18 protein-coding genes are annotated in these 14,091 nt (G+C 67.7%); 8 read left to right on the top strand and 10 right to left on the bottom strand.

All coding sequences use genetic code 11. The annotated features are described in order from the left end of the window. The first annotated feature begins 137 nt into the window (after positions 1–137). The 3 genes from H4W30_RS10450 to cutA all read left to right on the top strand — a co-directional run bounded on the left by H4W30_RS10450 (position 138) and on the right by cutA (position 1,753). Entirely contained in the window at positions 138–653 is a 516-nt protein-coding gene (locus H4W30_RS10450; protein ID WP_191334929.1) for a hypothetical protein, read from the top strand. A 75-nt stretch (positions 654–728) separates the two neighbouring features. Then, the gene (locus H4W30_RS10445; RefSeq protein WP_191334930.1) at positions 729–1,337 is read left to right on the top strand and encodes a hypothetical protein; all 609 of its coding nucleotides are present in this window, start codon (positions 729–731) and stop codon (positions 1,335–1,337) included. A 92-nt stretch (positions 1,338–1,429) separates the two neighbouring features. Beyond that, on the top strand, positions 1,430–1,753 hold the full coding sequence (gene cutA / locus H4W30_RS10440) for a divalent-cation tolerance protein CutA (protein WP_191334931.1): 324 nt from the start codon (positions 1,430–1,432) through the stop codon (positions 1,751–1,753). Here cutA and H4W30_RS10435 read toward each other — a convergent pair. Next, entirely contained in the window at positions 1,750–2,973 is a 1,224-nt protein-coding gene (locus tag H4W30_RS10435; protein ID WP_191334932.1) for a helix-turn-helix domain-containing protein, read from the bottom strand. The genes cutA and H4W30_RS10435 overlap by 4 nt on opposite strands. 168 nt (positions 2,974–3,141) lie before the next feature. Here H4W30_RS10435 and H4W30_RS10430 point away from each other — a divergent pair, with 168 nt between their 5' ends. The 5 genes from H4W30_RS10430 (at position 3,142) to H4W30_RS10410 (ending at position 4,829) form a co-directional block, all read left to right on the top strand. Then, entirely contained in the window at positions 3,142–3,333 is a 192-nt protein-coding gene (locus tag H4W30_RS10430; RefSeq protein ID WP_191334933.1) for a hypothetical protein, read from the top strand. Next, positions 3,330–3,614, top strand: a complete 285-nt coding sequence (locus H4W30_RS10425; RefSeq protein ID WP_191334934.1) for a hypothetical protein — start codon at positions 3,330–3,332, stop codon at positions 3,612–3,614. Before H4W30_RS10430 ends, H4W30_RS10425 begins: the two co-directional genes overlap by 4 nt. Further along, on the top strand, positions 3,611–3,934 hold the full coding sequence (locus H4W30_RS10420) for a hypothetical protein (RefSeq protein WP_191334935.1): 324 nt from the start codon (positions 3,611–3,613) through the stop codon (positions 3,932–3,934). The genes H4W30_RS10425 and H4W30_RS10420 overlap by 4 nt, the downstream gene beginning before the upstream one ends. Next, positions 3,934–4,278 (top strand): hypothetical protein, encoded by a 345-nt coding sequence (locus tag H4W30_RS10415; RefSeq protein ID WP_191334936.1) that lies wholly within the window; start codon positions 3,934–3,936, stop codon positions 4,276–4,278. The genes H4W30_RS10420 and H4W30_RS10415 overlap by 1 nt, the downstream gene beginning before the upstream one ends. Positions 4,279–4,523: 245 nt before the next feature. After that, positions 4,524–4,829, top strand: coding sequence for a helix-turn-helix domain-containing protein (locus H4W30_RS10410; protein ID WP_191334937.1), 306 nt, complete (start codon positions 4,524–4,526; stop codon positions 4,827–4,829). A 125-nt stretch (positions 4,830–4,954) separates the two neighbouring features. Here H4W30_RS10410 and H4W30_RS10405 read toward each other — a convergent pair whose 3' ends face one another. Genes H4W30_RS10405 through H4W30_RS10365 form a run of 9 tightly spaced genes read right to left on the bottom strand, consistent with a single transcriptional unit; the run spans position 4,955 to position 13,934 of the window. Then, positions 4,955–5,284, bottom strand: coding sequence for a hypothetical protein (locus H4W30_RS10405; protein WP_191334938.1), 330 nt, complete (start codon positions 5,282–5,284; stop codon positions 4,955–4,957). Beyond that, positions 5,281–6,276 carry a glycoside hydrolase family 25 protein gene (locus H4W30_RS10400; RefSeq protein WP_191334939.1) on the bottom strand — a complete coding sequence of 332 codons (996 nt, stop codon included), beginning with the start codon at positions 6,274–6,276 and terminating at the stop codon, positions 5,281–5,283. Before H4W30_RS10400 ends, H4W30_RS10405 begins: the two co-directional genes overlap by 4 nt. Further along, on the bottom strand, positions 6,276–6,500 hold the full coding sequence (locus H4W30_RS10395) for a hypothetical protein (RefSeq protein ID WP_191334940.1): 225 nt from the start codon (positions 6,498–6,500) through the stop codon (positions 6,276–6,278). Before H4W30_RS10395 ends, H4W30_RS10400 begins: the two co-directional genes overlap by 1 nt. Before the next feature lie 57 nt (positions 6,501–6,557). Continuing rightward, positions 6,558–7,106: a hypothetical protein gene (locus tag H4W30_RS10390; protein WP_191334941.1), complete on the bottom strand. Its 549-nt coding sequence runs from the start codon at positions 7,104–7,106 to the stop codon at positions 6,558–6,560. A gap of 22 nt (positions 7,107–7,128) precedes the next feature. Continuing rightward, the gene (locus H4W30_RS10385) at positions 7,129–7,848 is read right to left on the bottom strand and encodes a hypothetical protein (protein ID WP_192742665.1); all 720 of its coding nucleotides are present in this window, start codon (positions 7,846–7,848) and stop codon (positions 7,129–7,131) included. Beyond that, a complete protein-coding gene (locus H4W30_RS10380; protein WP_192742664.1) occupies positions 7,848–8,996 on the bottom strand; it encodes a DUF5047 domain-containing protein in 1,149 nt (382 codons plus the stop codon). The genes H4W30_RS10385 and H4W30_RS10380 overlap by 1 nt, the downstream gene beginning before the upstream one ends. After that, entirely contained in the window at positions 8,993–10,996 is a 2,004-nt protein-coding gene (locus H4W30_RS10375) for a poly-gamma-glutamate hydrolase family protein (protein ID WP_191334944.1), read from the bottom strand. Before H4W30_RS10375 ends, H4W30_RS10380 begins: the two co-directional genes overlap by 4 nt. A 26-nt stretch (positions 10,997–11,022) precedes the next feature. Then, complete coding sequence (locus H4W30_RS10370) at positions 11,023–13,431, bottom strand: hypothetical protein (protein ID WP_191334945.1); 2,409 nt, start codon at positions 13,429–13,431, stop codon at positions 11,023–11,025. After that, on the bottom strand, positions 13,431–13,934 hold the full coding sequence (locus H4W30_RS10365) for a hypothetical protein (protein ID WP_191334946.1): 504 nt from the start codon (positions 13,932–13,934) through the stop codon (positions 13,431–13,433). The genes H4W30_RS10370 and H4W30_RS10365 overlap by 1 nt, the downstream gene beginning before the upstream one ends. Positions 13,935–14,091 lie beyond the last annotated feature (157 nt).

Raw genomic sequence — 14,091 nt, 5'->3', positions numbered from 1 at the left:
GAGAATAGTGCGCATTCCTGCTCTGACCTGCCCGTTAGCCCCACACGTGGGGCAGATATGGGGCAGAGGTGCAGTACGCAACGAAACGAATCGGCAACAGCCGTAACACCGAGCATGATCCACACGTAAGTGGTGGCATGGGGGAACCACCGAGACCCAGGCACGTACTCGCCGGATGCCTGCCGGTCGCCGTCGCGCTGCTGCTTGTGGCCGGCCTTCTCACCGCGATCCAGCTGGAGCGGCCGGCGACCGCGGCGCCGTCGTGCGATCGCGTGGCGGTCATGAACGCGCGGCTCGACGAGCTCGGCCGCGCGGGGTACAGGTGGCAGTTCGGTTTCATACCGGATGGCGCGTGGGGCGCTGCCGGCTATCCGGGGTCGAAGGACATCACGATCTCGGACACCGCACCGTGCGACGCCATCGTGACCGTCGTGAACCACGAGTGGATGCACGCCCGCCAAGAAGCCCTCTTCCCGGGCCGGGCGATGCGCGCCTACGGCGAGGCGTTCGAGATCGTCGCCGACTGCGGCTCGATGCTGCTCGGCTCACCGATCACCCCGTATCTCGAGCGCCGGAAGAAGGCGACCGGCCAAGAGGGCTGCACGGCGGACGAGCTGGACTCGGCTCGCTACGCGCTCGGCTGGCCTCGCTGACCACCCGTTCGTGCCGTAACGACCCCGCCCACCAACACGACCTACTTCGATCGACACATAACCCAGGAGATCACCTTGCGCACCACCTCTAAAACCCTCGCCGTCATCGCCACCGTGGCCGCCCTGACGTCCGCGTGCGGAACGCAGCCCAAGCCGGGCACCCCGGACGCCGCGAACCTCCCGGCCGTACAGGACTCGGCGGCCGCCGCGGCGCCGAGCGACGGCGCCCCCGCGGGGTCGAACGCGCAGGGCCGGATCCCGAAGAAGCTCGGCGAAGCAGCCGGGTTCACGGGCCAGGATGGCAAGACGCAGGCCGTGACGTTCTCCATCGACAAGATCACGGTTGACCCGAAGTGCGACGAGTACATGAACCGCGCGGCCGGGACGCACACGCTCGTGCTGGACGTCCGGGTCGCGACTGAACAGCTCTCCCCCGAGGACGCCGCGCAGCTGGGCGCGACGATCAACCCGTTCGCCTTCCAGACCGTCGCCGACGGTGTCACCGCCCCCGTGAACGCGGGCAGCTGCAAGGTAATGAGCTTGAAACGCCTTCCGAACACGTGGGCATCGAACTCGAAGTACACCGGCCAAATCGAACTCGAAGTGCCGGCCAAGTCGGGAACGCTCGCGTTGATTCCGGGCGGACTGACCAACGCCGGCGGCGGCTGGGAATGGAGCTACTAGCGATCGCTCGTCGTAGCGCCCCGGTGCCTGTCGGCGCCGGGGCGTTCTGCTGTCCGATCGCGAGCCATCTCCGGGGCCCTACCCTGATGGTCATGACCGTTCATCTTGTCGTGACCACAGCAACCCCAGATCGGGAATCCGGCGAGCGGCTGGCGGGTTCGGCCGTCGCTGCCCGGCTCGCCGGTACCGCGCAGGTCGTCGGTCCTGTCACGTCATTCTTCTGGCACCTCGGCGAGTCCGGCCGCGGCGAAGAGTTCAACGTGACGTTCAAGACGACCGACGCGAGGTACGCCGAACTGGAGGCGTACATCATCGAGAACCACCCGTGGGACAAGCCGGAGGTGACGGCCGTCGAGCTGGCTCGCGGTTCGGCCGACTATCTGGCGTGGGCCGAGGAGTCGACGCGTCCCCGCTAGACCTCTAGTCGGGCGAGGAGATCGGCGACGGCTGGTGTCGAACGGTGGCGGGCGAGACGGCGCGCCACCGTTTCGATGCGGCGGGCTGGACGAACCGACGTGACGCCTGCCGCGAGGTCCGCCGCATGCCCCAGAGTCTCCGCCGCCTGCTCGACCTCGCGGGCCTGGAGATACGACGTCGCCAGCCAGGTCAGATACAGGGACTTGTCCCGCGCGTGCGTGTCGTCGAACTCGCCGAGAACCCGTTCGAGCACCGGGACGGCGCGCAGCGGCCGTCGGAGTTCCGTCCAGCAGCGGCCGGCCATGATGTCGATTTCGGCGGCGTCGACCCAGAACACCCAATCCGGTTCCGGCCTGGTCGCCGGGGTGTTCAGTGCCTCGCGGGCGAGGTTCAGCGCCCGGTCGGCTTCCTGTGCTTCCCCCGCCGTCGCGTGCGCCCATGCCTTCCGTTCCAGCAGCAGCGCTCCCACCTTCGGTGTGGCGACCTGGCGTGCAACGTCGTACGAGTCCGCCGCGAGTGCCGTGCCGCTCTGTTGCGTCGCTGTCTGCTGGTACGCGGCGTACGCAATCGCGTTCCCGGCGAGATCCAACGCCTGTGCGTCTTCGGCATTCTCCCGGCTGTCGTCGTACAGCTGTTCCGCGAGCGCGTGCTGCCCGTGGTCGAATGCCGCCCACCCGGCCTGCTGCTGCTGTTCGGCAAGTAGGGCGAGTAGTTCTCGTCCGATGTCCTCGGTGTGGCTGGATTCGCGGATCAGCCGTTGGGTGTAGTCGGCTTCGGCGGCGTAGACGGGGAAGGTTTCGGCGCCGCCCATGATGTTGTCCAGGCGCCGTAGGCGGGCAGTTCGGCGGCGTAGTTCCGCCACGTCGGAGCGGCCGATCAGACGGGCGGTGGGCTGGTCGGTGCGAGCGAGCGGGATTGCCAGACTGGCCATTGCCCCGATGAACTCACGCCGCTGCACCCCGCCCCTTTCTTTGCGTCGTTTCGCCCGTGCAGTCGAAACGGCGCGGCTGATCGTCTTCTCCTCGACTCCGAAGCTGGCTGCGATGTGCTGTTGCCAGAAGGGTGTCGGTAGGCGCTTCTCAGTCTCCCAGCGGGAGACCTCGTTTCTGGTGATGGCCTGCCCTGAAAGCTCGGACAGGGTCGAGGCTTGATCGGTTTGCGATCGCCCGGTGTCCTCACGCAAGGTCCGGAGCAGTCCGCCGATGCTGTCCTGCTCCACAGGTACCCCTCACGTCGCCCGGCCTAAAGTGGCCATCATCTCTCTGGCCTCGTCTTCTGGCCACCCCCTGGAAATGGCCACCTCGCGAGGCTCCTCTCACCAGGCATTATCGCTCTTAGCTTCTTACCCGTGACAAGTCGGGGATGGCGCAGAACACGAGTGGTCCACGTGGTGGACTCGACCGGCACGGCCGTCGATATCACCATCGGCGTGACGACCGACCGGCACGGCAGATTCAGCCGGGCTATGGGCATTGGGGACGGGCCGACCGCACTGCTCACCGACGACGCCATCGCCCGATTGAAGACCAATCTGGACGACTCCGAGCGAGACCTTGCGCGCGTTGAGGGTCGACGGTGACCGCGGCCGTGATCGCGATGACCGACGAGGACTACGTGCCGTGCTACTGCGCGGACCGGATCCTCGGCGGTCAGGTGCACGATCTCCTGAAAGCCGACGTCGCCGACGACACGATCCTCTGGTTCATCCCCCGGTGTCAGGAAGGCGCCGCCGAACCGCGGCTCATCCCTCGGATGAACGTGCGGGCCGAGGCTCCCCCGCGAGCCCGGACCTGTGACGCGTGCGCGTCCCTTCAGCGCCGCGACCAAGTCGTCCGCTGCCCGCTGGTCTGGAGGCGATGACGATGCCCGTGGAGTTCCACAGCTCGTTCCCGCCGATTCCTGCCGTGATCGAGCTCGGCGGTTTGCAGGTTCGACAGGCCGGTGCGGTGTACGTGCCGGTTCGGGGATCTGACGACCACGTCCACTGGGCCCACCAGGCCAAGCTCCGTGTCCGACGCGTCGGCCTGTGGTGCCAGGAGTCACGGTTCGCCGACGCGCCGCAGGGCGCGGCGGGATGGGCGTCCCAGGAGCTTGGGTTCGCTCCGGCGTGCGCGTGGTGCGCCTGCCTGGCCCCGCTTCCTGTTCGCGAGACCGACCACGTCGAAGGAGTGGTGGACTGATGGAGCCGCCGATCGAGTTCATCCGTGACCACCGTGACGCATTGGGCAAGCTCCGTCTCGGCAGATTCATGCTCTTGCCATGGGAGCAGGTCGAAGATCACGACGAGTGGGGCCGCGACCTGATCAAGCTGAGCATCGAACATGACGTCGAGGTGGAGCGGCAAACAGTCGAAGCGAAAAGCCTCACCGTGGTCTTCAACGGCAAGAAGGTCCCGCCGTTCGAGGCCATCCAGTACGGCATCCGGCGGCTAGACCATCGCCGGTTCATGCGCCGCGACGAACGGAAACTCGTCGTCGCCGGCCACCGTGTCACCCCGGGCGGGCTCGTGATCCCGCCCGCCTGAAGCTGCCCGGCCGGCACGCGGTCCCCGAACCAGCGTGCCGACCGGGTGTCCACCCCGCTCGCCGAGTCCGTCCTTTTGGCTCCCCGAAGGATTCGGCCCCCCACTCGGCGAGCGGACCAGCCCACCACGTCGGGTTGCAGTATGTGGTGGGGCCCGGGTGAGAGCGGGCCGAATGGGAGCGAGGGCCCCGGCGTGATTCCCAGCGCGCCGGGGCCCTCGCGTTTCGCCAACAACCAGGGAACGGAATGCCGAACGACCACGATCCCGCAGCGCTGGCGGCCGCATACGTCGCGGGCGCCACGCTCGGAGAACTCGCCGGCCGCCACGGGCTGACCTACTACAAGGCGCGCGACCTCGTGCAATCAGCGGGTGTGACGCTGCGCCACGTCGGCCCAGAGACTCCGCCGGCGCCGCCGGGTATGGCGGCCAGGTATGAGGACGGCGCGACGATCCACGAAGTCGCCGCCGCGTACGGGTTTTCGTTCGGGGTGACGCGCCGGATGCTGCTCGCGGCGGGGGTCACGTTGCGGCAGAAGGGGCAACGGCTGTAGCCGGTTCCGCTCTCTGACCTGGAAACCGACTAGCGAAAGGAGGCCTGCCAATGATCATCGACTGGTGGAACGTCGGATAGCAAGGCGGGGGCCCGCGCTCCCCTGCAAGCGCGGGCCCCGATCCTTCAGTCGACGTCGCCGCCACGCGGCGGTGGCGCAGGCGGCAGGCTGTTCACCACCGGTGTCCCGTCCGCGCTCGTGCCATAGTTCGGCGGCTGATTCGAGCCCAGCAGCACGCGGGTGAGCCACGGCGGCATCTTCTCCTCGACCGCACGCAGCAGCGGATACACGATCGCGAGCGCCGCGGGGATGAGCACCATCTGGCCGAGCCCGTCGACGGCGCCGGTCACGCTGTCCGGCAGGCCGAGCCCCACCAGCCACGCGATCCCCAACGCCCACAGGCCCGGCACGATGGTGCGCAGCCACGACACCAGGCGGTCACCGAGCCGGGTCACTGGTCACGCCCCAGCAGCGCGCGGAACTCGTCGAACACGGCCTGGGCGACGGCCTTTTCGTCGACCGTGTCCTTGTCCGCGAGGATCCGCTCGAGCGTGGCGTTGATCGTGGCTTCGGCGAGGGGCGCCAGTTCCCGCGCGAGTGCGGCCTCGTCGAGGTCGCCGACGTTGGCGACCGCCTTCACGAGCTGGCCGACGGTGGAGTTGAGCGCGTCCAGCTTGGCGTTCGCCCAGTGCGCTTCCGCGTTGGTCCAGGCGACCAAAGAGCCGAGCGAGTCGGGCGCATCGCCGTACACCTTGTTCGGGATGACCTTCGCGTGGATCAGATCTTCGACGCTGGGCATGTCGTCCTCCTGGGTCTGGCCGCCGAGCACGGCGGCGAGTTGTGCGCGGGTGCCGCGGAACGCACTCGCGTCGAGCGGCTGGTAGCCCGCGATGCGGGCCGAGCTGGTGAACTGGAGCAGCAGCACGCCGAGCCCGCCGTAGCCGTTCCAGTAGTGCGGCGGGACGTCCGCCCACTCGTCGGCGAGCGTGCCGACCACGTTGTCCGGGTACCGCGAGGACCACAGCGGCGGCAGCCCGACCAGCGATGGCGAACCGATCTGCTGCCAGTACCAGCGTGGGATGTAGAGCAGCGGCGTGCGGTAGCCGTCGCCGTTGAGGAGCCGGATGATCTCGCGGGTGAGCGCGATCCCGCCGGACCCGTGCTCGACGTCGAGGATGACCGGCACGTCCTTCGGCACAACCTGTTTGATCTTCGCGACGTGCGCGGCCGCCGAGACATTCCCCCGCTGGTACCAGTACGCCCCGACGAGCTGCCCCGCCGCACGCGCCTCCACGAGGTTCGAGGCGAAATCCGGGTCCACAAAGGACGAGCCCTCGCCCGCCTTCATGAGGCACAGCTCGCAACCGTCACGCCGGGTCTGCGCCAGGTTCAGGCTCTTGTCCTGGTGGTGGGAGATGTCGATAACGAACGTGATCGGATCGGCCATCACGCGCCCCCCAGCAGGACCGTCGCGAGGGTTCCGGCGAGTCCACCGAGGACCGAGCCGCCGCCGAGCGCGACCCACACTTTCCGTTCCAGAGAACGGATCCGGGCTTCATGGTCGGCGATGTCGGCGACCTTCTCCCCGATGCTCTTCACCTCGTCGTGCACGGCTCGCATCTCGTCGTACAGCTCGCGAGTCGTGATCACCACGTCTCCGGGTTGTGCCATGATTTCGCCTCCCTTAAGGCATTTTCTAATGCTCTGATCCACATTGGACAACCGCCCTCATGCCCGTTCGATGATGAAGACGCCCGTGTTGTCGACGCCGTTCGGTGTCCCACCGTTGGTTTTCATCGCCACGGAATCCAGATTCCAGATGACGCCCATGATCGTGTAGGTACCCGAGCTCGGGGCAACGAAGGTTTTCTTGCCCTCAGCGGCCAGGTACGCGCCGACGTTGGATGCGATCTTGCGCCGTACGTAGAACCGTGTCGCGCCGGTCAGCGTGGCTGTGGATCCCGACACGTAGTGCATTTCGAAGACACCGGTCGATCCGGCCACCACGTCCCACCCGGTATCGAAGGAGACCCGGTACTGCTTTCCTCCCACCAGCGTGACCTGACGCGACACCCAAATCACTTTCCCGGTGCCGGATGTGAGCGCCGAGTTCGTGGTGACGGGGGTGTCGGACAACACCGAGGACTCGGCCACGGTGTCATCGAGCGCGCCCGTGGTGGCCTCGACGCTTTCCAGCGCGGCCTTGATGTGCGCGGCAGTGTTCGGCGGGTCGTACAGTTCCGGGTACGGCCAGCCGTAGCGGCTTGTGGCGCCCATGGTCGGGCCTCCTCTCCTTGTGTCAGAACGGGATGACGACGAGACGACGACGAATGAAGTCGGCCAGATCGGCGGTGTAACCGCCCGCCGTCTCGCGCTTGTATTTCGCGGTGAAGACGTTGGTGCCCTGGTTGAGGCCATCGGCCGCGGTATAGACGTGCACCGACAACGGGCTGCCCCACCCGATGATCGTCCCGGCGCCCGGGTGCGCGATATCGAATGTCCCGCTGATGGCAGCGGCCTGGTTGGTCAGCGCGCCCGCGGCCATCGACGACGCGCCGGACACCTCGACGCCCATGTGGGCCCAGCCGTTGATACAGCTCGATTGAGTTCCTACCAGCACGAGCGCCCGCCGCGCCGAGGATATGTAGGTGCTCACGCTCGGCCCGAACGATCCCGGGAGATCCGCATACGTGGCGCTGGAGGTTGAGCCGGACGCGCCCACGTAGTCCTGGCGGACGCCGAGCGCGGCACCGGCGCCGGGTGCGGCGACCTTGCCGAGGATGAACCACTGCGTCTGCTTCCGGATGATCATCACCACGTCGCCGGGGACGAGCACGATCCCGGCGCCGATGCTGAGACACCGCATGTTCGGGACGACGGTTCCGTTGACCAGCACGGAATTGACGCCGGTCGCGTCGTCCCACGACTGGATTTGTCCGGTGTAGAACGCTGCATCTTCTCCGCCCGAGGGCGGCGCCGACGCGGCGGCGATCAGCTGCGCGATTCCCAACGCGTCCATCAGCCCGCCTTCCGGGTCAAGTAGCTCTTGCGGGTGTCGATGCCCATCGAGTCCTCCGGCGCGAGGCCGTAGGTGATGCGGTCGATGACGTGCACCTCGGATCCGCCCGGGTAGGAGACGGTCACCACGTCCCATCCGTCCAACGCTGGATTCGGGATGGTGCCGAGGGAAACTTGGTACGGGAGTCCGGTCACCTTTGCGAGTTTCGCGGCCGCGGCCGCTTCGCACTGCGCGACGGTGGTCATGAACGACGAGCTGTAGAACGTTGCGATGGCGCCGAAATCACCGTCGACGAATGTCGGTGAGTCCGGGTCGTCGTCCTGCGCGATCCCTTGCACCGGCGGGAGTTCCCCGATCGGCTCACCGCGGGCGACGACGATGTTGTAGACGCCCGCGCGAGAGATGGCGCGCTTCATCTCGACGAGCACACCCTTGGCACCGGAGTTGATTTCCCACACGGGCTTCGTTTTGGTCAGGTCCGGGACGGCCTTCACTTGGAGACGGCCGGCGTAGTCGAAGTACCCGTACATGCCGTAGGAAGCAAGGAGTTCCTGAAGGAACTTGAGTCGGTCGTCATTCAGGATGTGCTCGGCGCCGAGCAGGATCGTGTACGCGTCGAACTCGGGCGGGTAAACGGTGACCAGGTTCGGCACGGCCTCCCCTACCACGAAGTCGATCACGGCCCCGACCGAGGCGCTTGCGGAGAAGCGCACCGGCGTGACCGGTCGGCAGTCGCGGACCATGGCCATCCGGTCGGACGCGGTGATCCGGATCGCGCCGTCCGGGACGCGCAGCTGCTCGATCTGGTCGATGCGGAAGTATCCGAGGCCCACCAACTCGCGGGTTCCGATGCCGTACTCCACGCCGCGCTCGACGTAGATCTCTTGCCCGTACGGGGTTCCGGGGTCTGTCGTCTTCGTCGGCCACGGGTACCGCGTCGTCAGGTCCAAGGTGGACTGTATGTCGGCGGTCATGTCGACATTCACCGCGCCAGAGATGGGGGGCAGGCGGCCGTCGAGGTCGACACCCGGGACCGGGATACCCACCGGATTCACACCGGTTTGCCCGGGAGCGACGAGCGTGCAACGCGTCGCCATCGTGTGCGATCCGCGCAGCGACGCGAGGAAGGAGTCCGTGGCCGGTCTCATGGGACGATCACCACCGCGTCGCTCACCTTGTCCACCAGCGCCGAATAGCTCGGGTTGGCGGCCACCACGTCCGCGATCGTGGCGTAGGTCGCCAGGACATCCGCGTACACGAACGTGTCGCTGTACACGGTGGACGCGGGGGCGGCGACCTCGGTCAACGGCAGGTCGAAGTACCGGCGCGTCGACCTCGCCGAGCTGCGCGGCCGTGACTGGGTGGCGTCGCCGATGGAGGCGTACAGAGTCGGCACGGCGGACAACTCGGTCGGCGCTTGAATGAACACCGTGGTCCCGAGCGCCAGCGCGTTCGCGAAGTCGGCGGCGGCGCCCAGGTCGGTGGTGGTCACCTGCAACGTGAGGCGCCTCGATCCGCGCACGTCGTCGATCGCAACCGGATAGGTACGACCCACCACGTCGAAGGTCGCGGTGCGCGAGGGCGCGATGATGTCGGAGACGCCGGTGACCGTGACCTTCCGGTTCAGCGACGGGCGGCGCACGTTCTTGATCCACACCGAGTCGAGTACGGGAGTGATCACGTCCGTCTCGGTGAACAGGGTCGCCCCGGTGGGTGCGTACACCCGGACTCGGTAGAAGTTCGGCAGTCCGGCGGCGAATTCGTAGTCGTCGAGTTTCACCTCTTGGCGGGCGTTGCCGGGCAGGTTCAGCCCGCCGCGCACCGTGTGCCAGGTGATCGTGTCCGTCGAGCGTTCCACGGCGACAGCGCCGACGGTGGCCAGATTGGCGTAGGTCGCGGTTGGGCTGGTGTTGGTGTTGCTGCTCGACAGCAGCGACCGGACGCCGATCTGTCCGGCGGCGGTGACCGCGTTGTCCAGCAGGCTGATCGTCCACGCGGCAGGTTCGGCGCCGGTGGCCCACAGCTTGACGGCCAGCACGGAGCCGGTCACCTGGAAACGCAGGGAATAGGACGCCCCGGCGGTGTGAGTCAGGCCGGTGGTGACCGTGGAACCGAGCAGGGTCTCGACTCCGGCGACGCGCTTGCGCAGCGTCAGCAGCACCGCGTTGCCTGTCGTCAGCTCGACGCGCGCCAGGTAGCAGTTGCTGGTGTCGGCCGCGCGCGCGACGGCGTGCAGGAACTGCGATCCGCCGGCGCTTACCTGGTCGGCTCCGACGGTGATGGTGTAGTCAACGTCTGTCAGCGGCGGCCCGATCAGGCACCAGCGGGACACGTTGACGGAGGTTTGCGTGTGGCGGCCGAGGTTGCCCGACACGGAGAAGTTCGCCGCTGTACCGCCGCTGGTCGTCCAGGTGTGCCCCGAGGGTGCCTCGCCCCACCCGGAGGACACCGTGCGGGCGAACAGATCCTTGATCCCCGGCGCAGTGCCCAAGAGCCGCACACGCGAAATCGAATCGTCGTAGGTCAGCGACTCGATCACCGCGGCCTGTACGGCTGCGGCGTAGGCGTAGAACGCGGGCGTACGCAGCCCTGTGGCTCGGTTGGCGGCCGAGAGATCGCCGCCGGGGAAGAACGACGCACGCAACGTGTTCGACAGCTCCAGCTGGACACCGGCCCGTCGCTGGTTCTTGTTGCAGATGTTCGCCGGGTTCGTCCCCGCGAGTTCGGCAGAAGCCACGGTGACGGTGAACCCTGCCGCGCCGAGCTTCGCCTGGATCAGGTCCCGCAACTGGCCGTCGAGTCCGCCAATGTAGGTTTCGGCGACCCCGTCAGTGCCGGCCATTCCGTGGCACGACACCGTGTGTGTCGACGCAGCGACGAGCGCGAGCGCCTGCGGCTCGTCGAACAGGCTGCTCGTGATGTGCAGGTCCGAGTTCCCGGATGTCTTGATCCCGGCGAACTCGTAGAACGCCATCCGTGTGGCGGCGATCTGTTTGGCCAGCTCTCCGGTACCGGCCTCGATCGCGCCACCGTGGATGGCGATCGCAGCCCACGTCGCCCCGGCCGGAACGACTGCGGTACGCGTGTAGTCGACGTTCTCCACCTGCTCGGCGGACAGAGCAGCGTAGGACGTGTAGGGCGGTGGCATCTACTCCTCCAGTCCGATCGTCGTGGTCATCGCATTCCTCCGGTGCCCGCGCCAGCGGCGCGCACGGTCGCGCGGTCGGCCTCGTCGATCTCGATATGGAGGCGCTCGGTGATGCCCTTGCCGAGGTCCACGATCAGCTCGATCACCCGCGGCTCCCCGGAGCGGCTCGTCGCCGAGCCGCCGCTCGGTGCGGCGCTGGCCGCGAGCGAGCCGGACGCCGCGCCCGAAGGGGCCAGAGGCAGCAGCTCGTCCGGGACGGCGGATGCCACACGCCCGGACATCGCGCGCACGGCGGCGACGGCCGAGCTGGTGCGTGCCAGCACGCCGTCACCGAAGGATTCGGCGATGGACATGCCGGAGTACAGGACCCAGCCACGGCCGCTGAACGGCCCGGTTTTCGCCGGTGAGAACGGGAACATGTCCCGGATCCGGCCCACGAAGCCGCGGACCTTGTCGACGATCCGGCCGGCCATCCGCTCGATGCCGCGGCCGAACCCGGCAAGCAGCTCCATCCCGGAGTGCAGCAACATCGAGCCGATGTTCCCGAGACCGCGCAGCACCATTCCAGGCAGCTGCACGACCTTCGCCACCACGTTGCCGATTCCGGTCCGCGCACCCGAGTTCATCTGGTCCATGCCGAGCCCGAAGCGCGACGCGGCGGTCAGCCCGCCTTCTCCCGCCATACTGGACAGTTGCGGCATCGACTCACCGAATTTACCGATCATGCCGTCGAGAGCTGTGGACGTCTCACTGCCCATCAGCTGCATTCCGCTGCCCCAGTCGCCGGACATTCCGTCGCTGCCGGTCGACACCGCCGATCCGGCCGAGGACATCGCGGTCATCACGTCGGTGGCCATGCCGCCCCAGTTCGTCTGGGTGATCGTGCGCATCGCCTCGGAGGACGCCTTGAGCCCGTTGGACATCGTCTGTCCAGCACCAACAACGTCGCCCTGCATCAGCTGCGCCAGCGCGGTGAACATCGTGATAGCACCAAGGAGCGGGATGTTGAGCAGCATGATCACCGGAGCGAGCAGGATCAGCGCAGCAGCGAGCGGCGCGAGGGATCGGAGCAGCACCGGCAGGATCGGGGCCAGCCCCTTCACGAGTTGCTCGACCACAGGTGACAGCGCCTTGACCAGCGGGCCGAGGATCCGTCCGAGCGTTTCGAGCGCGGGAGCGAGCGCGTCCGAGGCGGATTCGGCGATCGTGACCAGCAGATCGCCGAGTGGCTCGATCAGCGGCTGCACGGCTTCCAGCGCAGGGCCTAGGATTTTCGAGACGGCTTCGCCCACTTTGGACAGAACCTCGCCGAGTGTGCGGAAGGTTTCCTGTCCTTCCGGGCTCTGCACAAACCGCCGCACCGCGTCGATGGCGGGGGACAGCATCGGCGCGACGCCGGCGCCGCCCTCTTGCAGCGAGCCGAACACCGACCGCACGATGGACGCGAGGTCGTTCAGCAGCGCCCATAGGTCCTTGAACGCGCCCAGCCCGCCGCTGATCCACTGCTCGATCTTGCCGGATTCCTTGGCCTCGCGGATAAAGTCGGCGAACCGTTGCGCCGATCGACCGACGCCGCCGGTCAGCTTCTCCATCGTCTCCGAACCGACCTGCGCGAGGTCGAGAAACGCCCGCCCGAGCGGAGCCAGAGTGCGCCCGACGTTGCGGATGAACCCAGCCGAGTGGTCCAGCGTGGTGTTCAGTGCGTCGACGTTGCTCTTCTGCCGGGACATGCCGGTGAACTCGATGATCGACGCACTGATCGACCGCGCGATCCCCTGAAAATGCGTGGTGGTCTTGGGTAGCAGGGTGTTGATGTCCCGCACGGCCGGAGCGAGCCCCTGCTGAAACGTCGCTCCAACCTTGACCTTCAGCGCATCGAGTTGCGGGTTGACGCCCTCGAACGCTTTCTTGATCCCGTCTGCGCCGAGCTTCCACGCCAGCATCCCGGCAACGCCCGCAGCGAGCACACCCGGGATGAGTCCGAGCGCGCCCGAAGCCGCTCCCGCCCACGACACGATGCCCACGAGCGTCCCGATAAGCCCGTTGATCGACGACAGGCCGAGTGCGGCAACGCTGAACTTGCTCGCTATCGCCTTGCCGAAGCCGAGGATCTTGTTCCGGAGTCGGTCGATCCGACGGCCACGGTCGTCTGCCGCGTCGGCCGCCTCCTTCATCGCGGCCTTCTGCTTCGCGATCTCTTCCCGCTGGGCGCGCGTGATCTCGCGCTCGGCGTCCGCGACCTCCTTCGCCTGCGCCCTCGCCGAGGCGATCCGTTCCCTCTCGGCGGCTTTCTCCCGCCGCGCCGACTCGGCGTAGGCCGCGGCCTCTGCGCGCTCGACGTCCTTGATCAGCGCTTTGGATTCCGAGGCGGCCTTCGCGAGGCCTTTCGCGGTGCCGTCGAACCGGATCCTGACGGTGCGCTCGCCGCTCGCCATCAGAGGTCACCACCTTCGGCGAACTCGCGCACCACGCGGTCCGCGGCGGCGTGCCACGCGCGGGAGATCTCTCGCTGTTCCCGCTCGATGACGGGGAAGAACGCGTAGGCGTTCGTGCCGCGGTGCTCCCGGTACTGCGTGCCGGTCTGCCCGCCGTAGCGCGGGCTGGCGTACCAACCGGAGCGACGGGTCATGCCGAACACGGACGCGAACACCAAGCCGTAGGCGGGTGCACGGTGGCGGCCGAGGCGCCGGGTGCCACCAGCCTCGACGACCGGGACACGGTCGCGGCGTGCCTTGACGGTCTGCGCGACGAGCCGCCCTTGTGGGCCGCCGTGCGCAGCGAGATCGGCGGCGGCCTTCACTGCGAGTTTCGACGCGAGGTCGAGGGATGCGTCCCGGAGCGCGTCAGCCGCGTTCTTCGGCAGGAGGTCGAAGGCCTTGAGGGTGTCGCGGACGCCGTCGATCTGCATCCGCACGACGAGAGATCGCCGTACCGCCATGTGCCTTCACCTCCCGGGACCGGTTTCCGGCGTTCAGCCGGACCACTGGATCGGGCCACCGGCCCCGGGCGCGTCGTCGTGCTTGCCGGACGCGGCGGCTCGCTGCTCTCTCAACAGCTGGATCGCTGTGTAGATCGTTCGAGGGTCCTCGTTCTCC

This window comes from Amycolatopsis roodepoortensis, assembly GCF_014873915.1.
GTDB lineage: Bacteria > Actinomycetota > Actinomycetes > Mycobacteriales > Pseudonocardiaceae > Amycolatopsis > Amycolatopsis roodepoortensis.
The sequence above is the reverse complement of the archived record's forward strand: the minus strand, read 5'-3'. Positions and strand labels throughout refer to the sequence as shown.